This window comes from Gordonia sesuvii (assembly GCF_036350415.1).
In the GTDB taxonomy this organism is placed as follows: domain Bacteria; phylum Actinomycetota; class Actinomycetes; order Mycobacteriales; family Mycobacteriaceae; genus Gordonia; species Gordonia sesuvii.
This window is the reverse complement of record NZ_JAZDUF010000001.1, coordinates 869,979-895,513: the sequence shown is the minus strand read 5'-3', so window position 1 is coordinate 895,513 and position 25,535 is coordinate 869,979. Positions and strand designations below refer to the sequence as shown.

Genomic DNA, 25,535 nt, shown 5'->3' with positions numbered 1-25,535 from the left:
GCTCCCCGGAAACAGACCCCATCCGCGGTCTGGCCAGGTGCCGCCCGGTTGGGTCGTGGCGGCGCCTCGCCGCCTCCTACCCCGATCGGGACGCATTCGCGCAACTCGAGAACGGATAACAACTCACGCCAGTCTGCGGCCATGCGTGCAGTGTAATCGGAGATTACGAAAATGAGAACATCATTCTCGCGTTAGCTCTGGCGGACGAACCCCTGTGCGCAGAATTCCCAGACCTCGTCCGCGGTGATCGGATGATTGTCCGGATCCTCTGTGGCGACGCTGGATTGGGCGATGAACATGACGGTCTGCATGACCATCGCCGCGACTCGGCGTGGTTGCAGGTCGGCGCGGAGCTCGTCCGCCTCGGCTGCCTCGGTGAGGAACTCGGTGAGTAATGCGATCAACGGCGCGTGCGCGACCCTGACCTCGGTCGGGTGGGTGATGAGCAGCTGTGGTGCGAAGTCACTGAACAACGGCCGCTTGGCATTCGGGTCCGGACGGGACAACTCGAACAGCAGCGACACCGCGACCTGGAGTCGGGCCACCGGATCGGACTCGGTCGCTGCGGCCGCGCGGATCTGCTCGGCGGACTTGCTCAGGGCGTCCTCGAAGAGCGCCAGCAGCAACTCGTGCTTACCGTCGAATTGCAGGTAGAAGCTGCGCAGTGACTGCTTGGAGCGCTCGACGACTTCCTGGACGGTGAACTCGGTCGTGCCCTTCTCCGTGATGATCGCCTGGGCGGCATCGAGGAAGCGTTGCACGCGTTGCTCAGCGCGTAGCTTCGCGGTCTTGATGGACCGTTCGACCGCCCGCTGCTTCCATGCGGGCTCTTCGTTGGCGCTGGTCATCGGCGTGATTCCCCGCGGAGGTGCACATGCATAGGCCGAGTTTAGCTGAGCGAACCGCCCATTGCGGCGAAGGGGGCTTCGGAAAGTGAAAGTATTCCATTCATCTGCGGAGAACGCTATTCTCACTGTTGGAATAGATCAGTCTCATCGACCGCGGTGGTCGACGAGACTCGGTGACGCCGAGAGGAGTGTGCGGAGTGCTCGTGGAGTTTGATTCCGACCAGCGGCTCTGGGGGAAGACCGTGCGGGAACTGCTGGCGAAAGAGTGCTCGCCGGCATGGATTCGCCAGGTCGTCGACGACGGAGTCGACGCGTCGCCCCTCTGGGCAACCTACGTCGAGCAGGGGTGGACGGAGTTGGTCGAGCCTGCCGACGCGGTGGAGTTGGCGATCGCGCTCGAGGCGATGGGGTCGGCGACCGACCCGACGCCGTTCCTGGCCACAGCCACGCAGTGCGCGCCTCTTGCCGGTGCCCTCCTGGAATCCGGGGAGCCCGGTGCTGCCGTGTACTCCGGTGTGACGGCCCAACTCGACGACGACGGTTGGCTGCTCTCCGGTACGTGCAGGTCGGTGCTCGACGGCGACCGCGCCACGCAGTTCGCCGTCCTGACCGCTGCCGGGGTGTTCGTGGTGCCCGCGGCGGATGCGATCGTCACTCGGACTCCGTGTTTCGACCCGCTACTCCACGTCGCCGATGTGACGTTCCCATCCGTACGCGTGAGCGATTCACGCAGGAATCCGGAGCCCCGGGTCGACCGGGCGCGGGCGACGGCCCTGATGGGAATGTCCATCACCATGGTCGGCGCCGCGCAACGAATTCTGGACCTGGCCCTGGAACATGTCACCAATCGACAGCAGTTCGGGGTGGCGATCGGCAGCTTTCAGGCGGTGAAGCACAAGGCGGCCGACATGCACGTGGCGATCGAACGTGCGCGGGCGCTCGCGTACTACAGCGCGCTGACCATCGCGACCGACGGCCCTGACCTCATGCTGGCTGCGTCGATGGCGAAAGCATCTGCCGGAGAATGCCAGTCGCTCGTCTTCCGCAACGGTTACCAACTGTTCGGGGCGATGGGCTACACGTGGGAGAACGATCTGCAGTTCCCGCTCAAGCGAGCCAAGGCGGGAGAGCTGATGCTCGGCGGATCCGACGAGCATCGGGCACTGATCACCGAGGAGTACCGTGCAACTCAACTTTGACAGCGACGTCGAGGAGTTCCGAGCCGAGTTCGTCGCCTTTCTCGACGAACATCTGCCGACCGAGGCGCAGGCCGCTCGGCGGACGAAATCCAGTTCCGACATCCCGGATTGGGCGCGGGAGTGGCAACGGCTTCAGTTCGACAACGGATGGCTGCAGCCGGGCAATCCACCTGAGTTCGGTGGTCGCAACGCCGGAATCCTGCAGCAGTACGTCCATCTTGTCGAGCTGTCGCGCCGGCGGATCTACCACAGCTACAACCCGCAGGGCCTGGGCATCATCGCGGCATCGCTCCTGACGTTCGGCACGCCCGAACAGAAGAGCAGATGGGCCGTTCGCATTCTCCGTGCCGAGATCACGGCGTCGCTCGGGATGAGCGAGCCAGGTGCGGGTTCCGACCTTGCGTCACTGCGCACGAAGGCGCGCCTGGAAGGCGACGAGTTCGTGGTGAACGGACAGAAGGTGTGGACATCCGGCGCGCATGACGCCGACGTACTGCTGACCTTCGTCCGAACGGACCCGGATGCGCCGAAACACAAGGGCATCAGTGCAATTCTGATCCCGACAGATCTACCCGGTGTCACCCGGAGACCGTTCGGCGCGATCTCGCAGCGCACCGACCTCGACTTCAACGAGGTGTTCTTCGAGGACGTCCGGGTGCCCAAGGAAAACCTGATCGGCGAGCTGAACGGCGGCTGGCACGTCGCCAACGGGTCGTTGGGGCACGAGCGAACCCTGTTGTGGCTCAGTTTTGCCGAGCGACTCGAGGACCTGCTCCGTGACTACCGGCCGGAAACGGTTCTGGACCGTGACCGGTACGCCACGCTCGTCATGAACTCGCACGCGCTGCGTTTGCTCGGATCGAAGGCCCTGGGCCGGGCCGCTCGCGGGGAGCAGGATGTACCCGCGCTCTCCGTGCTCAAGCTCCTGGGATCCGAGGCGGTCCAGAATGCCACCGAGCACGCATTGGCGGCGGCGGGCGGCGACGGGTTGGCTCACCCGGGTCTCACGGCCCCCTACCACCACATGGATCTCGAGATGCTCTACGCGAGTTGGTTCGAACGATATGCGCGCAGCTTCGGATACACCATCGCCGGTGGCACGTCGGAGATCCAACGGAATGTCATCGCCGAGCGGGTTCTCGGCCTACCCAGGCGCTGACCGAACACCGACCCAACCACGGAGGCGAAGTTGAACATCCTGTACGAGGTCAAGGACAAGATCGCCACAATCACCCTCAACCGACCTGAGGTGGCGAATGCGCAGAACGCGGCGCTGCTCGACGAACTGGATGCCGCCTGGACCGCTGCCGCCGCTGACCCGGACGTGAGTGTGATCGTCCTGCGTGCCGAGGGCAAGCACTTCTCGTCGGGACATGACCTGAACAGTGGTGAGCCGCGCCCGGACAAGATCACGTTGGAACTGATCTACAACGGTGAGTCGCGACGGTATCTGGAGTACAGCCTGCGGTGGCGCAACATACCGAAGCCCAGCATCGCCGCCGTTCAGGGCCGTTGCATCGCCGGCGGGCTGTTGTTGTGCTGGCCGTGTGACCTGATCATCGCCGCCGACGACGCCAAGTTCTCCGATCCGGTGGTGATGATGGGTATCGGTGGCGTCGAATACCACGGGCACACTTGGGAACTGGGACCACGCAAGGCGAAGGAGATCCTGTTCACCGGACGGCCGGTCACCGCGGATGAAGCGGAGAAGACGGGGATGGTGAACCTGGTCGTCGGCCGCGATGAACTCGACGCGCGCACCGAGGAGATGGCGCGCAGGATCGCTGCGATGCCGCCATTCGCGTTGCGCCAGGCCAAACGGGCCGTCAATCAGACGCTCGACGTGCAGGGCTTCTACGCCGCGATTCAGTCGGTGTTCGACATCCATCAGACCGGCCACGGAAATGCGCTGAGCGTCAGTGGGTTCCCGATTCTCGCGCAACTCGACGAGATGAAGGGCCGGGTCTGAATCGCTCGATCCGGGTGGGCAGCAGGCCCGGGAGATCGGCGCGACGGGATTTGCGAAAACGCCACGTGAACGACTCTCGTATGTCGTATTCTCTGAAGTGAGAATGTAATTATCATCTCGGTCGCCGGCTACCGATGCCGGCGATCCCTCCGTTTGAATCTGCTGGGCGCCTCTGCTTTTCGGTCGCCCACGGGAAAGGAACAATCATGCGCAGAACCCTCACGGGGCGGGTCGCCGCCATGTGTGCCGGAGCAGTCCTGATCGTCGGGGTCGTGGCCGGCTGTAGCGACGACGACTCCGGCGGATCCGAGGCTGCCGGCACCAGCTCGGCTGCGGCGACCTCGGCCGCCGAAGCCACTACCGACGAGGCCACCACCCAGGAGATCACGGACGCCTTTGTGGTGTTCTTCAACGGGAAGACGCCACCCGCCGAGCGCGTGGCGCTGATCGAGAACGGCCAGGCCTTCGAACCGATCCTGCAGGGCATGACCCAGGATCCGCAGGCGACGCAGACCGAGGTCGCGGTCACCGGTGTCACGGTGACCGAGGAGGGGATGGCAGACGTCAACTACGACCTGCTGATGCAGGGCAACCCTGTGATGCCGGGTCAGACCGGGCAGGCGGTGGAAGAGGACGGAACCTGGAAGGTCTCGGCGGACACCTTCTGTGCGCTGCTGGCAGTGCAGGGCGGTGCCGACCGGGTGCCGGACTGCGTGTGACGAATTGATGTGACCGACGGGTGTCCCCGCGGATCTCCTTCGGGCCGGCCTCCATCGAGGCCGGCCCGAAGTCATGAGAGGGGAGGTCCCTGGTGGCCGCGAGCTTGCGGGGTGACCACTCGGTCCCTGAGGAGCCGCGAGCTTGCGAGTGGCGTCACGAAGGGCCCTTCGTGACGGATCTCCGCTAGCGCTCCGATCCTCCTCAGGGACCGGGGTGCGGGGTCAGAGATCGACGAGACGCGGTGCGTGACCGGCGTTCCGGATCATCGTGCCGGCTGCACCGGTCAGTTCGCGGCTGCTTCCGAGAAGTGCGTCGAGCATGAGGACACGACGCGCATGTCCGGCGAAGGCGTGTTCGGCGGTGAAACCTATCCCACCGAGAATCTGCTGCACATGTCGCGAGGTGGTCGACGCGGCCTTGCCGGCGGCCGCCTTCGCGAGCATCGCGCCCAGTTCGCCGTCGGCGACGGCCAGGGTCGCCTCTGCGCCCTCGATGGCCACGTAGGCCTCGGCGAGGCGATGGCGCACCGCCTGGAATGCGGCGATCGGACGACCGAACTGTTGGCGGTCCAGCGCGTGGGTGCGTGCGAGCTCCAACATCGCCCGACTCGACCCGATCAGCCACCATCCGAGTGCGACCCTCGCTGCGCCCCAAGGTATGTCGTCACCGGTCGCGACCTCGTGCAGCGGCAGTTCGGGGTCCACCGTGTCGACCGAGCAGATCTGATCGCGCGACCACTGCACCCACCGGCCGTTTGCGAACGGCATCGAAACCGACTCGCCGGGCGCGCCATTGTGGGCGCGCAGCAGCACGTCGTTGACAACCGAACTGTGCGAACCGGTCTCGCCGAGCAGTCGGAACACCAGCGAGATCGAGACGTCGGGGTGCTCGGCCAGCATCTCCTGCCAGCCGAGCTCGTCGAGCTTCTTGTCGAGGTCTGGCCCGCTGCTCGTCGACATCACCTTGCGCAGCGTCTCGGCCAGAAGTTCCTGATCTGAGCTATCCACTGTCCCCTCTTCCCAGATGGAGCAGACGGCGGGCGATGATGTTGCGCTGGATCTCGGCCGTGCCGCCGTAGATCGTCGCCGCCCGGGAGTACAGGTACTCCGATCGCAGGGTCTCGTCGTCCCACTCGACCGCGCCGGGCACGAGATCGCGGTATGTGTCGAAGATCTGCTGTTCGGTGGTAGCGAGGAGAACCTTGTCCACGGACGTCTCGGGTCCGAGCGCCGCACCCGCGGCAAGCCGTTGTTGGGTTGCGTACGAACGACAACGAACGGTGTGCGCGGCCAGATACGCTTCGCCGAGCCGGAGGTCGTCCACTTGTTCGGCGTCTCCGATCAACTTGTCCATCGTGGAGAACAGGTAGGCGATGCGGTGCCAGAAGCACGTCGACCTCTCGTGCGGAAGCAGATCCATCGCCAGACGCCAACCATCGCCGGGGCGTCCGAGCATCCGGTGCGCCGGCACGACGACGTCGTCGAAGAAGACCTCGGCGAACTCGTCGACACCGTGCAGGGTGCGCAGGGGTCGCACGGTGATACCGGGGGTGTCCATGTCGACGAAGAAGGCGGTGATGCCGTCATGACCCGGCCCGGTGCGCGTGAGCAGCACGCACCGCTGCGCGAACTGGGCGAGACTTGTCCAGACCTTCTGCCCGTTGATGATCCACGTGTCGCCGGCCTGTACCGCCCGGGTGGTCAGGGATGCGAGGTCACTGCCCGAGCCGGGTTCGGAGAACCCTTGGCACCATTGTTCGTCACCGTTCAGCAGCCGGGGGACCATGTCGGCTGCGAGTTCGGGGGCCGCGTAGGAGATCATGGTCGGCGCGAGCACTTCGATCATCGAATAGATGCCGGGTTCGGCCAGGTTCCTCGTGGCGACCTCCTCACCGAGGACTGCCCGGAGAATCGGTGCGCCACCGAGTCCGCCGACCTCTTCGGGCCAGCCGTAACGCATCCAGCCCGCATCGAACAGAGCCCGTCGTACGCGCGAGAGCTGGGCCACCTGGGCGTCGAACGAGTGGTCGTCCCCGGGGGTCAGGTCATGGCTGTCGAGCCAGTGCCGGACCTCGTCGCGGAATCGGTCGGTGTTCATTCCCTACTGTTCATTTCCCTGCTGTTCAACCTGGGCTGTTCAACCTGTTCTGCTCATTGTCCATTGAATGAGATCGCATGCGGGCGACCGGAGTTGTGTTCACCGTTGCGTCGGATGAACGTCATCGCCCGGGTCTGCAGACGCCAGCCGTCGTCGGTTCGGACGTAGGTGTCCTCGTAGTAACCGATCCGCTGGTCCTGCTGGGTGTGATCGATGAAGCAGAGGGGCTGGGTGCCGGTCGCGCGGTCGCCGTCCAGGTCGATCCATGGTGTTCCGGTGAGGAACAGACCTTTCGGTGCGGCCTCGACGAGCTGAGGGAAACGGTCGAGCGGATAGACCTCCCCGAAGGCGCTGTAGGTGCCGTCGGGGGTAAACACCGAGATGACGCCGTCGATGTCGCCTCGTGTCATCGTCACGGCATACTTGGCCAGCAGTTGCTCGAGTTCGATGATGTCGTCGGTCCTGGAGCTGTCAGTTCCGGACATACACTTTTCCGCCTTTCATCACGAAGCGAACATCCTGTGTCACGGTGATGTCCGACAAGGGGTTTGCGGGTACGGCGATGATGTCGGCGAGCATTCCCTCGGCCAGGCGACCACGATCGTCCGCGCAGATGAGTTCGGCCGCGGTCGCGGTGGCGGCCCGCAGCACTGCGGATTCCGGCATCCCACGCTCCACGAGCGCCACGAGTTCGTCCGCGTTCTTGCCGTGCGGGATCGCGGGTGCATCTGTGCCTACCGCGATCTTGACGCCGGCGTCGTAGGCCTTCTTCACCGATATCCGGGCCTTGGGAAACATCTCGGCCGCCTTCTCCTGCAGTTCCGGCGGGGAGTGCGAGACGTCCATCGCGTCGGCGAGCCGAGTTGTGGGGACCAGGAAGGTGTCGTTGGCGACGAGCATCTTGATCGCCTCGTCGTCCATCAGGAAACCGTGTTCGATGCAGTCGATCCCGGCACGTACGGCCTCCTTGACCGCTTCGGCGCCGTGCGTGTGGGACGCCACGCGCAGTCCGCGCCGATGTGCCTCGTCGACGATGGCGCACAGTTCGTCGAACGAATAGTGCTGCGCGCCGGGTGCGCCGGTGAGGGACATGACGCCACCGGAGACGCACACCTTGATGAGCTGCGCACCGTGTTTGATCTGATAGCGCACGGCCTTTCGGACCTCGTCGACCCCGTTGGCGATGCCCTCTTCGAGGGTCAGGTCGAGGACGTTGGGTGCGAACGCGGCGAACATCGTCGGATCGAGATGACCGCCCGTCGGCGTGATTGCGTGGCCCGCGGGCACGATTCGCGGACCGTCGATCCAGCCTTTGTCGATGGCTCGGCCGAGCGCGACGTCCAGCAGGTACCCACCGGTCTTGACGAACAGACCCAGGTTGCGGACGGTCGTGAATCCGGCCCGCAGTGTACGGCGCGCGTTGCCGACCGCCCGCAGCATTCGGGTGGGCGGGTCATCCTGCACAGTCGAGTAGACGGGACGTTCGCCCCGGCCGCCCATCAGGAGGTTGACCTCCATGTCCATCAGCCCGGGAAGCAGGATCTGGTCCCCGAGATCGATGACCTCGCCGTCGGGTTGGCCACCCACCCCGACGATCCGGTCGCCGTCGACGCGCACGATACCCGGTGTGACGAGTTCGCCCGCGTCGACGTCGACGAGACCTGCTGCCTTGATCGTGATCATCAGACCACTGGTTCGCGGATGAGATCGGCCCAGGCGGCGCCACTGTCGGGGACACGGGGCTGCTTCCACACCTCGACCGGGAACGACACCATGACCAGCGACTGCATCAGATGGACCAGGGCGCGGACGTCGTCGGGAAGATCGTCCAGGGGGAACTTGTCGCCGAAGGCGCAGGCATCGTCGAGGCGCGGCATCGCCGCATCGTAGAACTCCTGCATCTCGTCCATACTCGACGCGAGCCGCTTGGCGTAGCGCTCCGGCTCGGTCGCCAGACACCAGTCGGCGTACTTCTCCAGATCGGCGAATTCAGCTGGCAGCTTTGGCATTGCGGTACTCCTCCACGTAGTCGACGGCCATCTTGTGCAGGTGACGCAGGAGGACTTCCTGGTCGCAGAGCGGGAATTCGGTGACGGTTCGGGTCTCGAGCATCTTCTGGGTCGCCTCGAGGGTGTTCGCGTCCTGCAGCGCGTACTCCTTGAAGGTGACAGCTGCGAGTTCCTGGGCGAGTCGCTCACGGACGGTCGTCGGCGGGACGAAGTACAGGTTCGCCTCGAAGATGTGCTTGTTCACCGCCGTCGGCCAGTACTGGTAGGTGATGACCCAGCCCGGCGCCCAGAAGAGCAGCGACATGTTCGGGAAGAACTCGAATTCGTCGACGCCCCAGGGCACCGCACCGGCCGGGTTGATGGCCGGCGGCAACGGCTCGAGCCCGTCGATGTCGGGCCGGTCCCACGGACCGAACAGGCCCGAGCGCAGGATGCGTTCGATGGGCTTGACCATGCTCAGGTCCTTGGGCGGCGACATGCCGCCCCACGAGGAGATCATCGAGTGCGGACTCTGCAGGTCGTAGTGCAGGGCCTCGAAGCCCACCTTCATGAGCTTGTCGGCTTCGTCCTTGACCGCCTGCTTCTGGTGCAGCACCGGCGCGTGGTAGAACTCGGCGAACGCGTCGATGAACAGCTTCCAGTTGCTGCCGATCTCCGAGCGGTAGCTGTACACCTCGGTCATCTCGTGGAACGGGTAACCCTCGATGCCCTTGCCGTACTCGCCGAGGTAATCGGCGAGAGACTCGGCGTTCGGGTCGAGATTGATGAAGATGAATCCTTCCCAGATCTCGCATCGGACGGTCTTGAGCCCGAACTGGTCCTTGTCGAGACCGAAGAACTCACCTTCTTGCTGGACGTAGCTGAGATCGCCGGTCAGGTCGTATCGCCACGCGTGGTACTTGCAGGTGAACTGCCGGCAGGTCCCGGAGGTCTCCTCGTTGGGGAAGTCGTCCCACACCAGCTTGTTCCCGCGATGCCGGCAGACGTTGTGGAACGCCCGGATCACCTCGTCCTTGCCCTTCGCGATGATGAGCGAGGTGTTGACGACGGGGAGTTCCCGGGTGAAGTAGCTGCCTTTCTTGGGGAGCCGCTCCACTCGGCCGACGTGCAGCCACGTCTTGCGGAAGATGGCCTCCCGTTCCGCCTCGTAGAACTCGGGGTCGATGGAATCGGTGTAGTCGACGGGCTCGGTGCCGAGTCCGTCGAAGCTCTCGGTCCAACTGCCGACTTCGGGTTTCTTGAAGTGTGCCAACGGTTTACCTTTCGTACTCAGGCTGGAGTTCGCGATCGGGTTCGATGCCGAACGTGTTGAATGCCATGGACAGGGTGGAGTAGGCGCCGACGGTGAACACCAGATCCATCAGTTGCCGCTCGTCGAGGTCGACGCCGAGGGCGGCCCAGGTCTCGTCGCCGATTCCGTGATCCCGGTGGAGCTCGCCGACGGCGTCGAGGATGTGCTGCTCCAGCGGATCTGCGGCCGTGCCCCGGCGAGCGTCGTCGATCTCTTCGAGGGTGAGGCCGGCGGCCAGCGCCATCCCGGTGTGGTGCTCGACCTCGTAGGGCGATGCGTTGAGCTCGGCGACCCGCAGGATCGTGATCTCGCGAATCCGGTCCGACAGGGTGGACCGGAACAACAGGTGCACGTTGAACGGCATGAAGGCGCGGACGAGATCCGGATGCCGCACGAGCGTCGCCAGTGCGTTCCCCGCACCCTGGGGGTTGCGCCGCCGCCGCGGCAGCATGCCCGCCAAGGCGGCGTCGACGTCGTCGTCCCACCGTTCTTCCGGCAAGGGCGTCAGCCGCATCCTGAGCTCCTTCCGAGAATCGTATTCTCATTCACGGATACTACGTTTTCACGAAGTGCTTCGCCAGTCAATGGTCTGGCCCTCATTTGGTCGCTTCGTCGATGCCCGGCCGTCGGCGCGCGTGTCGGGGATCGGGCGTGTTGTGCGACGTCGAACGGCGACTTGCCGGACTCGATGTGACCTGGATCTCCGAAATCTGTTGATTCTTCGTTTAGGAGAAGCTAGTTTCTCATTATCGAGAGCAGCGATGCCGGACCCACGTCTCTGTGCAGGTCGGCAAGTCTGACGATGCACTCGACTACCTGGCGGGGCCGGCCCTGGAGAAGCCCCGGAGAAGTGATTGAGGAGAAACAGGTGAGAGCACAACGAATTCTCGCGGCAGCGGTCGTGATCACCGCGTTCGTCGCCACGGGGTGCGGGGGTCGTGAAGGCGGCGGCACCGAGTCGACGGGAGGCGAAGGGGGCGGCGAGTCGTCGGTCTCGAGTTCCTTCGGAGATCTGTCCGAGGTGTGCACCGACGGCTCGGCGAGTGGCGCGTCGGCGCAGGGCGTCACCGATTCCGAGATCAAGGTCGGCACGTTCTCCGACGTCGGGTTCACGAAGGTCTCCGAGTTCGGCGACGCCGCCAAGGTTTTCACATCCTGGTGCAACGACAACGGCGGAATCAACGGCCGGACCCTGACCGCCACGGTGCGTGACACCAAGTTCATGGCGGTGCGTCAGGAGATGACGAAGGCGTGCAAAGAGGACTTCGCTCTGGTGGGCGGCGGCGCCGCCCTCGATGCGTTGGGCACCAAGGAACGACTGACCTGCTTGCTGCCGAACTTCCCGGCGCAGACCTCACAGGTGGCCGAACTCGACTCGGACCTGATCGTGCAGGCGTCACCGTCACAGACATTCGGGTACATGCCCTACTACCAGTTCCGTTACTGGCTGGTGCAGGAGGCTTACCCGGACTCGGCAAATGCCGTGGGCATCATCAACGCCGACTCGCCGGTGAGCAAGGTCCTCGGCGACATGCAGCTCGAATCGACCGAAGCGGCCGGTGGCACCTTCGTATACAACGATCTCTACCCCGCATCCGGGGTCTCCGACTGGACTCCATACGCCCAGTCCATCAAGGACAAGGGTGTGAAGGGCCTGATCTTCTACGGGCAGTACAGTCAGCTCGCAAAGCTCGAAAGCGTTTTGACCGGAATGAATTACAAGCTCGACTGGATTGACGCGAACAACAACGCATACGGCGAGAAGTTCATCCCCCTGCTCGGTCCGTCGGCCGACTACCAGAACAATGTGGTCGACCTGGGTGGCGTTCTGCCGCTGGAATCCGATGCCGAGGCGATGGAGCAGCTCAAGGAGTTGTACGCAAAGTACGCGCCGGGCGCGGAGATCACGATGCCGGCGGTGCGAGCGTTCTCGGCATGGCTGCTGTTCGCGAAGTCGGCTGTCAGCTGTGGGGACGACCTGACGCGAAGCTGTGTCTACGACACCGCGACGCAGGAATCGGAATGGACGGCGGGCGGCCTGCAGGCAGCGCAGAACCTTGCTCCCGATGCCGCGCCGTCACCGTGCTTCAACGTCGAGAAGGCCACGGGTGACGGTTGGGTCGCAGCCGATTTCCAGCCGGATGACGGCGCCTTCCGGTGCGACATCCCGGTCAAGGAGATGGCCGACACGGCGCGGTACGGAAGCGGAATGACGCTGTCCGACGTCGGCTTGAGCATGGGTGACGTGAAGTAGATGGACCAGTTCCTGGCCTTCGGCATCGTCGGGCTGAGCACCGCGGCGATCTACGCCGTGATCAGTGGTGGCCTCGTGGTCACCTACACCACCACAGGTGTGTTCAACTTCGCCCACGGTGCCGCAGGTATGGTCGCGGCTTTCACCTACTGGCAGTTCAGCATCGGCTGGGGCTGGCCGGTGTGGCTATCGCTGGTGGTGGTGCTGGGGGTGATGGCCCCACTGTTCGGATACCTCGTCGAGATGGCCATGCGGCCCGCGCAGGCGCTCGGCGAGGCCGAGAAGCTGGTCATGACAGTCGCATTGCTCAGCGGACTGATCGCGATGGTCCGATGGATCTGGGATCCGAACGAGGCACGCACCCTCCCGACCTTCTTCGCCGACCGAGATCCGATCCAGCTCGCCGGGGCGACGGTCACCTGGCATCAGGCACTCACCATGCTGGTGGCCATCCTGGTTGCCGTCGGCCTGCGGGTCCTGCTGTTCCAGACCCGCACGGGGACCGAGATGCGCGCGACCGTCGACGACCGTTCCCTGGTCGGGTTGACGGGAGCAGATCCGCTGCGTGCCAACCGGATTGCGTGGATTCTCGGCATCGAGCTCGCCGCGATCGGCGGTGTGCTGATCGCGCCGACCGTGGCACTGGACGCGACTTCGCTGTCGCTGGTGATCGTCAGTGCATACGCGGCGGCGATCTTCGGCCGGCTGAAGAGCCTGCCGTTGACCTTCGTCGGTGCGATCGTGGTCGGGTGTCTGGAGAGCTACCTCACCGGGTACCTCCCGCAGAATCAGTACCTGATCGGCGTCCGGCTCGCCGCGCCGGCCATCCTGCTGCTGTTGGTGTTGCTGGCCTTCCCGCACGGCCGCCTGCGTGGGCGGGACCGGCAGCTCAGCCCGGTTCCGTTACCCAGCATGCGAGGAGCGATCTTCCTCGCGGCGTCGATCGCCTGGTGCGGCCTGATTCTCGCCACGGTGCTCAGCGAGAGTGACCTGATCTCCTACGGCCAGATCTTCGCGCTGGGTCTCATCGCACTGTCGTACGTCCCGTTGGCGGGATACGCCGGCCAGATCTCGTTGTGTCAGATCACGCTGGCCGCGATCGGGGCCATCGTGTGCTCGCAGCTCGGCGGAGAAGGGCAGTGGTGGGCGATCGTGATGGCCACTGTCGTGGCGGGTGTCGTCGGCGCGGTCATCGCCGTGCCGGCGCTCCGGCTGTCCGGCGTCTACCTCGCGCTCGGTACCGCGGCGATCGCGGTCATCTTCGACCGGTGGATCTTCACGCTCCCGCGGTTCGAACTGTTCGGCATCGAGATCTCGTTCTTCGATCAGGGGTCGATCGAGGTCCTGGGGCCCTCCCTGTTCGGGTTCACGTTCGACACGCCGCAACGGGTGACGGTCTTCGCCGCGGTCATCCTGGCGCTGGCCACACTCGGAGTGGCGGCGATGCGTCGCGGCAGGATGGGCCGGCGGTTGATCGCGTTGCGCGACAGCGAGGCCGCGTTCGCCACGCTCGGCGGAAATCTGTTGATCAGCAAGGTGATCGTCTTCGGTTTCAGCTCGGCCCTCGCCGGACTCGGTGGTGCCCTGTACGGGATGCAGCTGGGCTCGGTCACACCGGATCAGTTCAACTTCATCAGCGGACTCCCCATATTCCTCGTCGCCGTCCTCGCCGGCCTCGGTGCAGTCGGCACCGGCATCTTCACCGGCGCCGCACTGGCGGGACCCCTGCATGCGATCGGCGCGCTCTGGCCGTCACTGCGTGAGGTCTCGCAGGCGCTCCCTGCCATCGCCGGTGTCGCCTTCGGCGCCAAGGCGGTCAAGGAAGGAGGTATCGCCGAGCTGCGCAAGCAGTGGAACGTCGCATTCGCCGATCCGGCGGTGATGGCGACACTCGTCGGGGTGACCCTGGTCGCCTGGGTGCTCCGGATGTCCGATGTGATCAACGGCTACGTGTTCTTCTTCGTGATGCTCGCCGCCGGTCTGCTCACGCCGTTGTTCGCCATGTGGAAGAAGCGGCGCTCGCAGACCACACCGCCAGAAGAACGAGAAGTCGAGATCCCGGTCGAGTGGTGGGGCGTGTCGCGACCGTGGCAACCAGAGGATGAGGAGGTGCTCGATCGTGCAGTCGCTACTCGAAGTTGACGATGTCAGTGTGACTTTCGGGGCGCACAAGGCGCTCGACGGAGTACACATCACCGCGAGCCAGGGGCACATCACCGGGCTGATCGGACCCAACGGAGCCGGCAAGAGCACCCTGTTCGACGTGGTCTGCGGACTACGGCGGCCGAGTTCCGGCTCGGTCCGTCTCGGCGATGAGAACATCACCCGGCTCGGTCCGGCCCAGCGAGCCAAGCGCGGTATGGCACGGACCTTCCAGGGATTGGAGCTGTTCGGGCGCTTGAGTGTTCGTGACAACCTGCTGGTCGCCGCGGAGATGAGCCGTGGTCGTCGTCAGGCGGGGAAGCTGGTCGACGGTGTGATCGAGAGCGCACAGTTGGAGAAGTACGCCGACCGGCTCGCGGACTCGCTGCCGACCGGCGTCGGCCGGCAGGTCGAGGTCGCACGCGCGCTCACCACCCGGCCGGACATCATCCTGCTCGACGAACCGGCCGCCGGCCAGGACGCCGAGGAGACCGAGAGATTCGCCGGGATCCTGCGCAAGGTGGCCGCCGACGGCGTCGCTATCCTGCTGGTCGAGCACGACATGGAACTGGTGATGAACGTCTGCGACGTCGTGCACGTTCTCGACCTCGGGTCGATCATCACCTCCGGTCCACCGGACGCGGTGCGGCAACACTCCGCGGTCCTCGACGCCTATCTGGGGACATCATGATTCCACCATTGCTCGAATTACGTGATGTCCGAGCGGGATACGATGGCATCTCGGCACTGCGCGGCGTCGACATCAGTGTTCGCGCGGGCCAGGTCGTCGCTCTCCTCGGCCCCAACGGCGCGGGGAAGACCACGACGCAGAAGGTTGCCGGCGGGGTCCACCCGGTGGATTCGGGTCGCATCCTGTACGGCGGCCGGGATGTCACCGGGATCGGCCCGCGCGACGCCGCGAGGGCGGGTGTCTGCCTCATCCCAGAAGGCCGCGGAGTGTTCCCGAATCTGACCGTCCGGGAGAACCTCTGGATGATGACGTTCACCGGGAAGTCGCGGGAAGAGATCGAGGATCTGGCATTCTCGAGGTTCCCGATCCTGTCCGAGCGGGCGTCGCAGACCGCGGGCACACTGTCCGGTGGCGAACAGCAGATGCTCGCCCTCACCCGCGGCCTCGCAACCGATCCCGCGGTTCTGCTGCTCGACGAGCTCTCGATGGGGTTGGCCCCGCTCGTGGTGGAAAGGCTGTACGAGCAGGTCGCCCAGATCGCCCGTGACGGTGTCGCGGTCCTGGTCGTCGAGCAGTTCGCCTCGGCGGTACTGGACATGGCCGATCACGCGGCGGTGATGGTGCGTGGCCAGGTCGAGTACGACGGGCCGCCGGGAGAATCGCTGAGAAAAGAGCTCGCAAACCTCTACCTAGGGAGTTCCACATGACCACATCCGATCGCGCACAACGCTTCACCGAGGAACTGGAGAAGCTGAAGATCCCGGATCCCGCTGCTGCGAGGTCCCAACTCTGGGTTCGCCTCGGGATCGCGGCGATGGTTCTCGGGATAGCACTGGGTGTCGTTGCATATCTAATGTCGCACAACACATCCGACCCGCTGGTCCAGCGCGACGCCTTGATCATCGCGTTGACGGGCATCTCCGTGGCGGTCGTGGGCTCTGCAGTGTTCCTGCGCTACTCGCTGACCAACTTCCTGCGGTTCTGGCTGGCCCGGCAGTCGTTCGATCTCGCCGGATTCGGCGAGCAGGTCCGTCCGGTCTCCCAGACCACGGGCAAGCACACCACCGATACCAGGGAGGAGAACATCGATGACCACGAAAGTGCCGCAATTGCGCGCGGGTGAGCAACTGGCGTGCTCGGCATGCACCACGAAGGTGGTGGTGGTGTCGGCGCCGGCCGACGGGACATCCGACATCGTCTGCGGTGACACACCGCTGCAGCCCGCGAAGTCCGTGACCCAGCCACCGAAGGACGGTGCCGACCCCGGCACGTTGATCGGTAAGCGCTACGTCAATGCCGACGGGACGGTCGAACTGCTGTGTACGTCGTCGGGGTCGGGAGTGCTGACGTGTGACGGCACCGTGATGGAACTCAAGTCGGCAAAGGCACTTCCGGCATCGGATTGATTCCTTCAGGTCGCACCGGCTCTCGGCGAGGGCCGGTGCGACGCCGCGTCCGTGATGAGTGACAGGAAGGTGTACATGACCGAGGGGATGAGTTTCGAGCTGACCGAGGATCAGGAGCTGATCCGCAAATCGGTCGCCGAACTGGCGGGCCGATTCGACGACCACTATTGGATGGAGAAGGATCTCGCCCACGAGTTCCCGACAGAGTTCTACCGGGCCATCGCCGACGGCGGGTGGCTGGGTATGACGATCCCGGAAGAGTACGGCGGGCATGGCCTGGGCATCACCGAGGCCTCGATCCTGCTCGAGGAGGTTGCCCGTTCAGGTGGGGCGATGAACGCCGCAACCGCCATCCACCTGTCGATCTTCGGGATGCAGCCGGTGGTGGTGCACGGTTCCGAAGAACTCAAGAAGCGAACACTGGCTCGTGTCGCCGCCGGTGACCTGCACGTGTGTTTCGGGGTGACCGAACCCGGTGCCGGCCTGGACACGTCGAGGATCACCACCTCGGCGCGGCGCAAGGGTGACGGGTATGTCGTCAACGGTCGAAAGGTCTGGATCTCCAAGGCCGTCGAGTCGGAGAAGATCCTTCTGCTCACCCGCACGACCCCGTACGACGAGGTCGAGAAGAAGACCGACGGGATGACACTGTTCCTCACCGACATCGACCGGGACCGAGTCGACGTCCGGCCGATCAAGAAGATGGGCCGCAATGCGGTCACGTCCAACGAGGTCTTCATCGACGACCTGTACGTTCCCGAGGAAGACCGGGTCGGCGAGGAGGGGATGGGGTTCAAGTATCTGCTGGACGGTCTGAATCCGGAGCGGATGCTCATCGCTGCCGAGGCTCTGGGCATCGGCCGGGTGGCGCTCGACCGTGCGGTGACCTACGCGAAGCAGCGTGAGGTCTTCGATCGACCGATCGGCATGAATCAGGGTATCCAGTTCCCGCTCGCCGATTCGCTGGCACACCTGGATGCCGCGGAACTGGTGTTGCGCAAGGCCACCTGGCTGTACGACCACGGAAAGCCCTGTGGCCGTGAGGCCAACACCGCGAAATACCTGTGCGCCGAGGCCGGTTTCACTGCCGCCGACCGGGCGCTGCAGACGCACGGCGGCATGGGGTACTCCGAGGAGTACAACGTGGGCCGCTACTTCCGGGAGGCGCGCGTGATGCGCATCGCCCCGATCAGCCAGGAAATGATCCTGAACTTCCTGGGATCACACACTTTGGGACTGCCGAGGAGCTACTGATGACCAACGATCTGTTCGATCTCACAGGCCGTTCGGCGGTGGTGACCGGCGCGGCCGGCGGCATCGGGTCGGCGGTGGCCACGGCATTGGCCGCCGCCGGGGCGATCGTGATGGTGACCGACATCGACGGAACGGCGGCGGCAACGGTTGCCGAGCGCATCGCCGTCGACGGCGGCAAGGCCGACAGCATGGCGTTCGACGTCAGCGACCGCGACGCGGCCGACGCGGTGATGGGGCGTGCGGCAGGGTTGGGTGACGGCGCGGTGCACATCGTCGTCAACAACGCGGGAGTGACGGCGCCGGCCATGTTCGGCGACACCAGCCAGGACAGCATCCGACGGATGCTCGACATCCATCTCATGGGTGCCTTCAACGCCTCGCAGGCCGCCCTGCCGTACCTGGCCACTGACGGTCGGGGGCGCATCATCAACGTGACCTCATCGGCCGGGATCACCGGAACCCTGGGGCAGGTGAACTATTCGGCGGCCAAGGCCGGCATCATCGGCCTCACCAAGTCGCTGGCGCGAGAGCTCGCCCGCAAGAACATCCTCGTGAACGCCATCGCGCCGTTGGCGGCGACGCCGATGACCGAGACGATCCGCACCGACGAGAGATTCGCGCCCACCATGCTCAATCGGATCCCGTTGCGTCGCTGGGCCGAACCTGCTGAGGTCGCAGGGGCATTCGTCTTCCTCGCGTCCGATGCCGCGTCCTTTGTGACGGGGCAGGTGCTGCCCGTCGACGGCGGTATGGTGATGTGATGAACAACCCTGCGGGGCCGCTCGCCGGAATCACCGTCGTCGCCCTGGAGCAGGCGGTGTCTGCTCCCATGTGCACGCGGACGCTGGCAGATCTGGGTGCGCGGGTGATCAAGGTGGAGAACCCGAGGGGTGGCGACTTCGCGCGCCACTACGACGACGTCGTCAACGGTATGGCAGCCCACTTCGTCTGGGTCAACCGCGGCAAGGAATCGATCACCCTTGACCTCAAGCACGAGGCGGGGCTCGATGTCCTGCATCGTCTCCTCGCGGCCGCCGATGTGGTTGTCTCCAATCTCGCCCCCGGGTCCACACGCAAGTTGGGCATCACGCCGGCCGATCTGGCGCAGCGGCATCCGGACCTGATCGCCGTCGAGATCGACGGATACGGTGCCGGCGGACCGCTGTCCCACAAGCGGGCCTACGACCTCCTCGCTCAGGCGGAATCGGGTGCATGCGCGATCACCGGCGGGCCGGATGCGCCCGCCAAGCCGGGCCCTCCGATGGCCGACGTCTGTTCAGGCCTCTATTCGGCGATCTCGATCCTGTCCCTCCTGGTGGCACGTGGACGAGGGGAATCACGGGGCGGTGCGGTTGCCGTCAGCCTGTTCGACACGATGACCGACCTGATGGGCTATGCGCTCAACTACACCGGCCGCACCGGCGTCGATCAGGAGCCGCGCGGCATGGGATCTCCGGCCGTCGCGCCCTACGGGGCGTATCCGACAGCAGACGGGCAGACCGTCGTGTTGGGCACCACCAATGACCGTGAGTGGCAACGCCTGGCGACCGAGATCCTGCAGCGCGACGATCTCGCCACCGATCCCCGGTTCACCTCCAACTCCGCACGCGTCGAACACCGGGACGTCCTCGACACCGTGCTCAACGAATGGTGCAGCCGGCATGACCTGCTCGACATCCAGAAGGCTGCGGACGACGCCGGAATCGGGAATGCGCGATTCAACCGGCCCAGCGACGTGATCGCACATCCGCACCTCGCCGAACGCGACCGCTGGCGTTCGGTCGACACACCGAACGGACCGATCCCGGCGATACTCCCGCCACCGGTCATCGACGGCTTCGAGCCTCGGATGGGCGCGATCCCCGGGTTGGGCGAGCACACCGATGCGATTCTGGCAGGCGTGGGACTGGACCCCGAGGACATCGCCGATCTACGAACCCGGGGTGCAGTCGGCCCCGCGTTCGAACGATGACCGCGTCGGGCGGTGACGCCGGAGTGATCTTCTCCGACAGCGACACCGGAGTCCGGACCGTGACCCTGAACCGGCCGGAACGCAAGAATGCCCTGGACTGGCCGGCCTGGTGTGCACTGCGCGACATCCTCGTCGAGACGGCCCGTTCGGGACGCATCCGCGCGCTGATCCTGACCGGCGCCGACGGATCGTTCTGCTCGGGCGCGGACATCTCGAAACCGGATTCCCGGCACCCCAGTGACAAGATGCGGATCCTCGCCGATGTCGCGATGGCCCTGCACGACTTGACCATTCCGACGATTGCCAAGGTCTCCGGAACAGCAGTCGGCGCGGGCTGGAATCTCGCGCTCGGCTGCGACCTGGTCGTGGCGACACCGGACGCCAGGTTCTGTCAGATCTTTGCGCGACGAGGCTTGTCGATGGATCTCGGAGGTTCGTGGCTGCTGACCCGGCTGGTCGGGCTGCAGCAGGCGAAACGGCTTGCGCTGCTAGCCGACATGATCGACGCCGACGAGGCGCTCGCGCTCGGACTCGTCACCTGGGTGGTCGATGCGGACGACATCGACACGTTTGTCGACGAGCAGTCGAATCGCCTCGCCGCCGGCCCACCGGTGGCGTTGGCGCAGATCAAATCGCTGCTCAACGAGGGTGTCGATGCCACGCTGCGCGAAGCACTCGCCGGCGAGTCCCGAGCGCAGGTGATCAACTTCGGCACATCCGACTCCGCCGAGGCATACGCGGCATTCGCCCGCAAGACCGACCCGGTGTTCACCGGTCGGTGGGCGGTGTCGCCGCCCGGCACCGCGTGACGCCGGAATCACGAAATACCAACCAGCACAACCAAGCCAGCACAACCATCCGGGCATACCATGCCAGAACGGAGACAACGCACATGCGTGAAGTGGTCATCGTCGAAGCCGTCCGCACCGCTGTGGGCAAACGCAACGGCGGATTGTCGGACATGCATGCCGCGGATCTGTCCGCCGTGGTCCTGCGGGAATTGGCGCGCCGCAGCGGGATCGACCCGGCGATCGTCGACGACGTGGTGTGGGGATGCGTGTCACAGGTCGGCGATCAATCGAGCAACATCGGCCGCTATGCCGTTCTCGCGGCCGGATGGCCCGAGTCGATCCCCGGCACCACCATCAACCGTGCGTGCGGTTCGAGCCAGCAGGCACTGGACTTCGCCGCCCAGGCGGTCATGTCGGGGCAGCAGGATGTCGTGGTCGCCGGTGGCGTCGAGGTGATGAGCCGGGTGCCGTTGGGGTCGGCTCGCTCGACCGGCATGCCGTACGGACCGAAAGTACTTGCCCGATACGAGGACTTCTCGTTCAACCAGGGGATTTCGGCCGAGCTCATCGCCGAGAAATGGGGGTTGTCGCGGACGGCGCTCGACGAGTATGCGGTTCGTTCCCATGAACTCGCTGCAGCGGCGATCGACCGGGGTGCGTTCACCGAGCAGATCGTCGCGGTGCAGACGGACGCGGGGGACATCGCGGTGGACGAGGGTGTTCGTCGTGGCAGCACCGTGGAGAAGCTGGCGGGCCTGAAACCGGCCTTTCGCGACGACGGGGTGATCCACGCGGGCAACTCGTCCCAGATCTCCGACGGAGCGGCGGCCCTGCTGGTCATGACAGCCGATCGCGCCCGCGAGTTGGGACTGGCGCCCATCGCGCGTTACGTCGCTGGGGCCGTTGCCGGCGCCGATCCGATCCTGATGTTGACCGGCCCTATCCCGGCGACGGAGAAGGTGCTCGCGAAGGCCGGTGTCGCGGTGGGTGATGTCGGCACCTTCGAGGTCAACGAGGCATTCGCCTCGGTGCCCCTCGCGTGGCTCGCCGAGACCGGCGCGCATCCGGATCGAGTCAATCCGCTCGGCGGCGCCATCGCGCTCGGCCACCCCCTCGGCGGGTCGGGCGCGATCCTGATGACCCGGATGATCAACCACATGCGCGACAACGACATCCGATTCGGACTGCAGACGATGTGCGAAGGCGGCGGCACAGCCAACGCGACCCTCGTCGAACTGATCTCCTGAGAGGACAACAGATATGCGACGTGGGGTCTACCACGACGACCACGAGTCGTTTCGCGCACTGGTACGTGACTTCGTGACCAAAGAGGTCGCGGGCGATTATCCCAAGTGGGAGAAGGCCGGGCAGATGCCCCGCGAGGTCTTCACTCGGCTCGGTGAGCTCGGCGTCCTCGGGATGGCGATACCGGAGGAGTACGGGGGAGCGGGCCAGGAGGACTTCCGATACAACGTGATCCTGCAGGAGGAGGCCGCCCGCGCCCTGGTCACGCTGTCGACTGTCCGTACCCAACTCGACGTGATCCTGCCCTACTTCCTGCGTTACGCCAACGCGGAGCAGCGGGGGCGTTGGTTCCCGGGGATGGCCGCGGGTAACTTGCTGACCGCTATCGCGATGACCGAGCCCGGTACCGGCTCCGATCTGGCCGGCATGACCAGTACCGCCGTCCGCGACGGCGATCACTACGTCCTGAACGGGGCGAAGACCTTCATCACGGGCGGGTTGTTGGCCGATCTGGTCATCGTCGTCGCGCGAACCTCGACCGATCCGGAGAACCGTCGTGCCGGACTGAGTTTGCTCGTCGTCGAGGACGGCATGGAGGGTTTCGAACGGGGCCGGGTGCTGGACAAGATGGGCTGCAAGGTCCAGGACACCGTGGAGCTCTCGTTCACCGATGTCCGGGTGCCGGCGGCGAACCGCCTCGGTGACGAGGGGGTCGCCTTCGGGTATCTGGGCAGCAACCTGCCCCAGGAACGGATGACCGTCGCTGCGGGATCGGTCGCGCAGGCGCGTGCCGCGCTGACGGCGACGATCGACTATGTGAAGGAACGCAAGGCTTTCGGCAAGCCGGTCTCCGGATTCCAGAACACGAAGTTCGAACTCGCGTCGATATCTGCCGAGGTGGAGGCGGCTCAGTCGATGCTCGACCTGGCCGTCCTCGAACTGGTGGATGGAGAGTTGTCCGGCGCTGACGCCGCGCGAGTGAAGCTGTTCTGCACGGAGATGCAGGCCCGCGCCGTTGATCGCTGCCTACAGCTCTTCGGTGGCTACGGTTACATGATGGAGTATCCGATCGCACGGCTCTACACCGATGCGCGGGTTGCCCGGATCTATGCCGGTACGAGTGAGGTCATGCGGACCATCATCGCCAAATCATTGGGGTTGTGAATCCTCGAGGTCCGTCGTGAAGGGGGTCCATGTGAATGGTGCGGTACCGGTTCGATCGATTCCTGAGGACCTCCGGCAACACTACGTGGCGATGGGGTGGTGGACCGACGAGTCGCTCGGGACGGTGCTGGGGCGCGGATTGCACGAGCATGGCGCCCTCGGGTTTCATGTGCACTCGAAGACACGGCCGTATTCTGGGACTCTCGCCGACGTCGAGGTCGTCGCCCGTCGCCTGGCGGCGGGCCTACACGCGCGTGGTGTGAGGCCGGGCGACGTCATCGCCTTCCAGTTGCCCAACTGGATGGAGGCGGCCGCGACCTTCTGGGCCGCATCGATTCTGGGCACCGTAGTGGTTCCCATCGTGCACTTCTACGGCCCGAAAGAGGTGGCGTTCATCCTCGCGGATGCACGCCCGAGAGTGTTCATCACCGCCGAGAGTTTCGGGCGGATGACCTACGACCCGACGGTGAGTGCGGGCGTACCGATCGTTGGCGTGGTCGGCGGTGGTTTCGACGAACTGCTCGACGACGAGCCGCTGTGTGACGTGCTCGACGTGGATCCCGGTCAGGCGGCCCTGATCGCGCATACGTCAGGGACGACGAGCGACCCCAAGGGCGTGGTGCACACCCATCAGACCCTCGGTTTCGAGACGCGCCAGCAGATTGCGAACTATCAAACGGATCGGGGCAGGCAGCTCAACGCACTGCCGGTCGGTCACTTCATGGGGATGTTGACGGCCTTTCTGGTCCCTGTTCTGGACGGCACGCCCGTTGATCTGTGCGATGAATGGGATCCGAAACTGGTGATCGGCCTGATGGACTCGGATGGGGTCGGCTTCGGGGGTGGCCCGACATACTTCGTGACGAGTCTGCTCGATCACCCCGACTTCCGCAGGGATCACCTGAGGTACCTGAAGTACATCGGACTCGGTGGATCGACCATTCCGGCCGCGTTCACCCGGCGCCTCACCGATCTGGGCATCACGGCCACCCGAGCCTATGGCAGCACGGAACATCCGTCCGTCACCGGGACCAAAATCTCTGCGCCGGAGGAAAAGAGACTGAGTACCGATGGGACGCCCCGGCTCGGGGTCGAGATACGACTCGGTGAGGACGGTGAGATACTGACTCGAGGCCCGGACCTTTGTCTCGGATACACGGACACGACGTTGACGGCCGAAGTCTTCGAAGACGAGGGCTGGTACCACACCGGAGATATCGGTGTGCTGGACGCCGATGGCTATCTCACTATCGTGGATCGCAAGTCCGACATGATTATTCGTGGCGGGGAGAACGTGAGTGCCGCCGCCGTGGAGGAAGTGCTCCTGACCCTGCCCGCAGTCGCGGACGCGGTCGTCGTGTCCGCTCCGGACGTGCGACTCGGTGAGCGTGTCGCGGCAGTGGTGCGTCTTCGCAGTGGTCATCTCATGCCCACCATCGACGAGGTGCGGAAGCATTTCGATGCGACTGGTGTCGCTCGGCAGAAGTGGCCGGAGGAGATCCACGAGGTCGACGACTTCCCGCGCACTCCGTCGGGCAAGGTGCAGAAGCATCGGGTCCGTGAGCTCGTCGCCAGGGCGGGCGGCGAATAGCTCCCTACATGTCAGGTGCGCCTGCAGCTTCCGAACCCAGCTGTTCCAGAACGCCGGTGGGTGCGTAGTTGGCCCACCCGCTCTCGGGCCAGTTGAACCACCCCGAGGACGCCAGCGTGCCGCCGTCGGGATGCAGGGTGGTGCCGGTGATGTAACTCGACAAGCCGGAGGCGAGAAAGACCGCCGCGTTCGAGACGTCGGACACCTCACCGACGCGTCCCATCGGGATCGCGACGCGGGCGCCGGTCGGTGTGGCCATCGCGGGGGTCACACCGTGTGAGAACTTCTCGAGATTCGGCGTGGGCACGAAGTCCGGAGCCACATTGTTGACGCGGATCCGATCGGGTGCGACCTCGACCGCCAGTGTTCGCGAGAACTGTTCGACCGCCGCCTTTGCGGCGGCGTACACCGCGAAGCCGGGAGCCGCGCGATGAGCCTCGATCGTGGTGATGTTGATGATGCTGCCGCCGCGACCGCCTGCCTGCATCAGGGGAATGGCCAGTGAGCAGGCGTGCAGGACGTGGTGGAAATTGGTGCGGAGGAGCGCATCCCAACCCTTGGGAGTGCTGTCGGCGAAGGGGGCGCGGAAGGTCCCGCCGACGATGTTGACCAGGATGTCGATGCGGCCCCAGCGGTCGACAGCCGCGGTGAAAAGATCATCGAGGGCCTGTGGGTCGCGTGCGTCGGCGTTGTGCACGAGGCCGTCCACATGGCGCTTTGTGAATCTGGCGCGCAACGCTTGGACTGCTGTGCCGTCGATGTCGATCACCGCCGGCGTCACCCCGTTGGCGGCCAGATCGAGAGAGATGGCCTCGCCGAGTCCACCGGCGCCGCCGGTGATCACCGCTACGGCGCCGTTCAGTCCGCTCCGGTCGTCGAACCAGCTCATGCG

Annotated in this window: 26 protein-coding genes; 17 read left to right on the top strand and 9 right to left on the bottom strand. The window is 65.2% G+C overall.

The annotated features are described in order from the left end of the window. Positions 1 to 191 precede the first annotated feature (191 nt). Positions 192 to 848, bottom strand: a complete 657-nt coding sequence (locus VZC37_RS04160; protein ID WP_330431138.1) for a TetR/AcrR family transcriptional regulator — start codon at positions 846 to 848, stop codon at positions 192 to 194. A gap of 197 nt (positions 849 to 1,045) precedes the next feature. Between VZC37_RS04160 and VZC37_RS04155 the strand changes: the two genes are divergently transcribed. From VZC37_RS04155 to VZC37_RS04140, 4 genes are all read left to right on the top strand, one after another. Then, entirely contained in the window at positions 1,046 to 2,047 is a 1,002-nt protein-coding gene (locus tag VZC37_RS04155) for an acyl-CoA dehydrogenase family protein (RefSeq protein ID WP_330431137.1), read from the top strand. Further along, positions 2,031 to 3,206 (top strand): acyl-CoA dehydrogenase family protein, encoded by a 1,176-nt coding sequence (locus VZC37_RS04150; protein WP_330431136.1) that lies wholly within the window; start codon positions 2,031 to 2,033, stop codon positions 3,204 to 3,206. Before VZC37_RS04155 ends, VZC37_RS04150 begins: the two co-directional genes overlap by 17 nt. A 30-nt stretch (positions 3,207 to 3,236) precedes the next feature. Further along, positions 3,237 to 4,016, top strand: a complete 780-nt coding sequence (locus tag VZC37_RS04145; RefSeq protein ID WP_330431135.1) for an enoyl-CoA hydratase — start codon at positions 3,237 to 3,239, stop codon at positions 4,014 to 4,016. Positions 4,017 to 4,222: 206 nt separating this feature from the next. Then, positions 4,223 to 4,735 (top strand): MTB12 C-terminal domain-containing protein, encoded by a 513-nt coding sequence (locus VZC37_RS04140; protein ID WP_330431134.1) that lies wholly within the window; start codon positions 4,223 to 4,225, stop codon positions 4,733 to 4,735. A 222-nt stretch (positions 4,736 to 4,957) separates the two neighbouring features. On the opposite strand, the gene VZC37_RS04135 is transcribed toward VZC37_RS04140, so the two are convergent. From VZC37_RS04135 to VZC37_RS04105, 7 genes are read right to left on the bottom strand one after another with little or no spacing between them, the layout of a single operon-like run. Further along, the gene (locus VZC37_RS04135) at positions 4,958 to 5,743 is read right to left on the bottom strand and encodes an acyl-CoA dehydrogenase family protein (RefSeq protein WP_330431133.1); all 786 of its coding nucleotides are present in this window, start codon (positions 5,741 to 5,743) and stop codon (positions 4,958 to 4,960) included. Then, positions 5,736 to 6,833: an acyl-CoA dehydrogenase family protein gene (locus VZC37_RS04130; RefSeq protein ID WP_330431132.1), complete on the bottom strand. Its 1,098-nt coding sequence runs from the start codon at positions 6,831 to 6,833 to the stop codon at positions 5,736 to 5,738. The genes VZC37_RS04135 and VZC37_RS04130 overlap by 8 nt, the downstream gene beginning before the upstream one ends. A 53-nt stretch (positions 6,834 to 6,886) precedes the next feature. After that, positions 6,887 to 7,318 carry a nuclear transport factor 2 family protein gene (locus VZC37_RS04125; RefSeq protein ID WP_330431131.1) on the bottom strand — a complete coding sequence of 144 codons (432 nt, stop codon included), beginning with the start codon at positions 7,316 to 7,318 and terminating at the stop codon, positions 6,887 to 6,889. Then, positions 7,305 to 8,516, bottom strand: coding sequence for a metal-dependent hydrolase family protein (locus VZC37_RS04120; RefSeq protein WP_330431130.1), 1,212 nt, complete (start codon positions 8,514 to 8,516; stop codon positions 7,305 to 7,307). Before VZC37_RS04120 ends, VZC37_RS04125 begins: the two co-directional genes overlap by 14 nt. Beyond that, positions 8,516 to 8,842 (bottom strand): hypothetical protein, encoded by a 327-nt coding sequence (locus VZC37_RS04115; protein ID WP_330431129.1) that lies wholly within the window; start codon positions 8,840 to 8,842, stop codon positions 8,516 to 8,518. The genes VZC37_RS04120 and VZC37_RS04115 overlap by 1 nt, the downstream gene beginning before the upstream one ends. Next, a complete protein-coding gene (locus VZC37_RS04110; RefSeq protein ID WP_330431128.1) occupies positions 8,823 to 10,094 on the bottom strand; it encodes an aromatic ring-hydroxylating oxygenase subunit alpha in 1,272 nt (423 codons plus the stop codon). Before VZC37_RS04110 ends, VZC37_RS04115 begins: the two co-directional genes overlap by 20 nt. A gap of 4 nt (positions 10,095 to 10,098) precedes the next feature. Next, positions 10,099 to 10,647 (bottom strand): carboxymuconolactone decarboxylase family protein, encoded by a 549-nt coding sequence (locus VZC37_RS04105; protein ID WP_330431127.1) that lies wholly within the window; start codon positions 10,645 to 10,647, stop codon positions 10,099 to 10,101. A 354-nt stretch (positions 10,648 to 11,001) separates the two neighbouring features. Between VZC37_RS04105 and VZC37_RS04100 the strand changes: the two genes are divergently transcribed. The 13 genes from VZC37_RS04100 (at position 11,002) to VZC37_RS04040 (ending at position 24,643) form a co-directional block, all read left to right on the top strand. Further along, complete coding sequence (locus tag VZC37_RS04100) at positions 11,002 to 12,387, top strand: ABC transporter substrate-binding protein (RefSeq protein ID WP_330431126.1); 1,386 nt, start codon at positions 11,002 to 11,004, stop codon at positions 12,385 to 12,387. Beyond that, positions 12,388 to 14,529, top strand: a complete 2,142-nt coding sequence (locus VZC37_RS04095; protein ID WP_330431125.1) for a branched-chain amino acid ABC transporter permease — start codon at positions 12,388 to 12,390, stop codon at positions 14,527 to 14,529. Further along, positions 14,507 to 15,220, top strand: a complete 714-nt coding sequence (locus tag VZC37_RS04090) for an ABC transporter ATP-binding protein (protein WP_330431124.1) — start codon at positions 14,507 to 14,509, stop codon at positions 15,218 to 15,220. Before VZC37_RS04095 ends, VZC37_RS04090 begins: the two co-directional genes overlap by 23 nt. Beyond that, positions 15,217 to 15,927, top strand: a complete 711-nt coding sequence (locus VZC37_RS04085) for an ABC transporter ATP-binding protein (protein ID WP_330431123.1) — start codon at positions 15,217 to 15,219, stop codon at positions 15,925 to 15,927. The genes VZC37_RS04090 and VZC37_RS04085 overlap by 4 nt, the downstream gene beginning before the upstream one ends. Further along, positions 15,924 to 16,343 (top strand): hypothetical protein, encoded by a 420-nt coding sequence (locus VZC37_RS04080; RefSeq protein WP_330431122.1) that lies wholly within the window; start codon positions 15,924 to 15,926, stop codon positions 16,341 to 16,343. Before VZC37_RS04085 ends, VZC37_RS04080 begins: the two co-directional genes overlap by 4 nt. Then, positions 16,309 to 16,626 carry a hypothetical protein gene (locus tag VZC37_RS04075; RefSeq protein WP_330431121.1) on the top strand — a complete coding sequence of 106 codons (318 nt, stop codon included), beginning with the start codon at positions 16,309 to 16,311 and terminating at the stop codon, positions 16,624 to 16,626. The genes VZC37_RS04080 and VZC37_RS04075 overlap by 35 nt, the downstream gene beginning before the upstream one ends. Positions 16,627 to 16,701: 75 nt before the next feature. Continuing rightward, positions 16,702 to 17,880: an acyl-CoA dehydrogenase family protein gene (locus VZC37_RS04070; protein WP_330431120.1), complete on the top strand. Its 1,179-nt coding sequence runs from the start codon at positions 16,702 to 16,704 to the stop codon at positions 17,878 to 17,880. Further along, positions 17,880 to 18,641 carry an SDR family NAD(P)-dependent oxidoreductase gene (locus VZC37_RS04065; protein ID WP_330431119.1) on the top strand — a complete coding sequence of 254 codons (762 nt, stop codon included), beginning with the start codon at positions 17,880 to 17,882 and terminating at the stop codon, positions 18,639 to 18,641. Before VZC37_RS04070 ends, VZC37_RS04065 begins: the two co-directional genes overlap by 1 nt. Further along, a complete protein-coding gene (locus VZC37_RS04060) occupies positions 18,641 to 19,852 on the top strand; it encodes a CaiB/BaiF CoA transferase family protein (protein WP_330431118.1) in 1,212 nt (403 codons plus the stop codon). The genes VZC37_RS04065 and VZC37_RS04060 overlap by 1 nt, the downstream gene beginning before the upstream one ends. Further along, positions 19,849 to 20,661, top strand: coding sequence for an enoyl-CoA hydratase/isomerase family protein (locus VZC37_RS04055; protein ID WP_330431117.1), 813 nt, complete (start codon positions 19,849 to 19,851; stop codon positions 20,659 to 20,661). Before VZC37_RS04060 ends, VZC37_RS04055 begins: the two co-directional genes overlap by 4 nt. Before the next feature lie 83 nt (positions 20,662 to 20,744). Then, a complete protein-coding gene (locus VZC37_RS04050) occupies positions 20,745 to 21,890 on the top strand; it encodes a thiolase family protein (protein ID WP_330431116.1) in 1,146 nt (381 codons plus the stop codon). Positions 21,891 to 21,903: 13 nt separating this feature from the next. After that, complete coding sequence (locus VZC37_RS04045) at positions 21,904 to 23,052, top strand: acyl-CoA dehydrogenase family protein (protein ID WP_330431115.1); 1,149 nt, start codon at positions 21,904 to 21,906, stop codon at positions 23,050 to 23,052. A gap of 91 nt (positions 23,053 to 23,143) precedes the next feature. Beyond that, entirely contained in the window at positions 23,144 to 24,643 is a 1,500-nt protein-coding gene (locus tag VZC37_RS04040) for an AMP-binding protein (protein WP_330431114.1), read from the top strand. 4 nt (positions 24,644 to 24,647) lie between these two features. On the opposite strand, the gene VZC37_RS04035 is transcribed toward VZC37_RS04040, so the two are convergent. Beyond that, positions 24,648 to 25,532 (bottom strand): SDR family NAD(P)-dependent oxidoreductase, encoded by an 885-nt coding sequence (locus tag VZC37_RS04035; RefSeq protein ID WP_330431113.1) that lies wholly within the window; start codon positions 25,530 to 25,532, stop codon positions 24,648 to 24,650. Positions 25,533 to 25,535: the final 3 nt, after the last annotated feature.

Coding starts and splice junctions, on each gene's coding strand:
- VZC37_RS04160 (WP_330431138.1), bottom strand. CDS start 848: ATGACCAGCGCCAACGAAGAGCCCGCATGGAAGCAGCGGGCGGTCGAA.
- VZC37_RS04140 (WP_330431134.1), top strand. CDS start 4,223: ATGCGCAGAACCCTCACGGGGCGGGTCGCCGCCATGTGTGCCGGAGCA.
- VZC37_RS04130 (WP_330431132.1), bottom strand. CDS start 6,833: ATGAACACCGACCGATTCCGCGACGAGGTCCGGCACTGGCTCGACAGC.
- VZC37_RS04125 (WP_330431131.1), bottom strand. CDS start 7,318: ATGTCCGGAACTGACAGCTCCAGGACCGACGACATCATCGAACTCGAG.
- VZC37_RS04120 (WP_330431130.1), bottom strand. CDS start 8,516: ATGATCACGATCAAGGCAGCAGGTCTCGTCGACGTCGACGCGGGCGAA.
- VZC37_RS04115 (WP_330431129.1), bottom strand. CDS start 8,842: ATGCCAAAGCTGCCAGCTGAATTCGCCGATCTGGAGAAGTACGCCGAC.
- VZC37_RS04105 (WP_330431127.1), bottom strand. CDS start 10,647: ATGCGGCTGACGCCCTTGCCGGAAGAACGGTGGGACGACGACGTCGAC.
- VZC37_RS04095 (WP_330431125.1), top strand. CDS start 12,388: ATGGACCAGTTCCTGGCCTTCGGCATCGTCGGGCTGAGCACCGCGGCG.
- VZC37_RS04085 (WP_330431123.1), top strand. CDS start 15,217: ATGATTCCACCATTGCTCGAATTACGTGATGTCCGAGCGGGATACGAT.
- VZC37_RS04080 (WP_330431122.1), top strand. CDS start 15,924: ATGACCACATCCGATCGCGCACAACGCTTCACCGAGGAACTGGAGAAG.
- VZC37_RS04075 (WP_330431121.1), top strand. CDS start 16,309: ATGACCACGAAAGTGCCGCAATTGCGCGCGGGTGAGCAACTGGCGTGC.
- VZC37_RS04070 (WP_330431120.1), top strand. CDS start 16,702: ATGACCGAGGGGATGAGTTTCGAGCTGACCGAGGATCAGGAGCTGATC.
- VZC37_RS04065 (WP_330431119.1), top strand. CDS start 17,880: ATGACCAACGATCTGTTCGATCTCACAGGCCGTTCGGCGGTGGTGACC.
- VZC37_RS04060 (WP_330431118.1), top strand. CDS start 18,641: ATGAACAACCCTGCGGGGCCGCTCGCCGGAATCACCGTCGTCGCCCTG.
- VZC37_RS04055 (WP_330431117.1), top strand. CDS start 19,849: ATGACCGCGTCGGGCGGTGACGCCGGAGTGATCTTCTCCGACAGCGAC.
- VZC37_RS04050 (WP_330431116.1), top strand. CDS start 20,745: ATGCGTGAAGTGGTCATCGTCGAAGCCGTCCGCACCGCTGTGGGCAAA.
- VZC37_RS04045 (WP_330431115.1), top strand. CDS start 21,904: ATGCGACGTGGGGTCTACCACGACGACCACGAGTCGTTTCGCGCACTG.
- VZC37_RS04040 (WP_330431114.1), top strand. CDS start 23,144: ATGGGGTGGTGGACCGACGAGTCGCTCGGGACGGTGCTGGGGCGCGGA.
- VZC37_RS04035 (WP_330431113.1), bottom strand. CDS start 25,532: ATGAGCTGGTTCGACGACCGGAGCGGACTGAACGGCGCCGTAGCGGTG.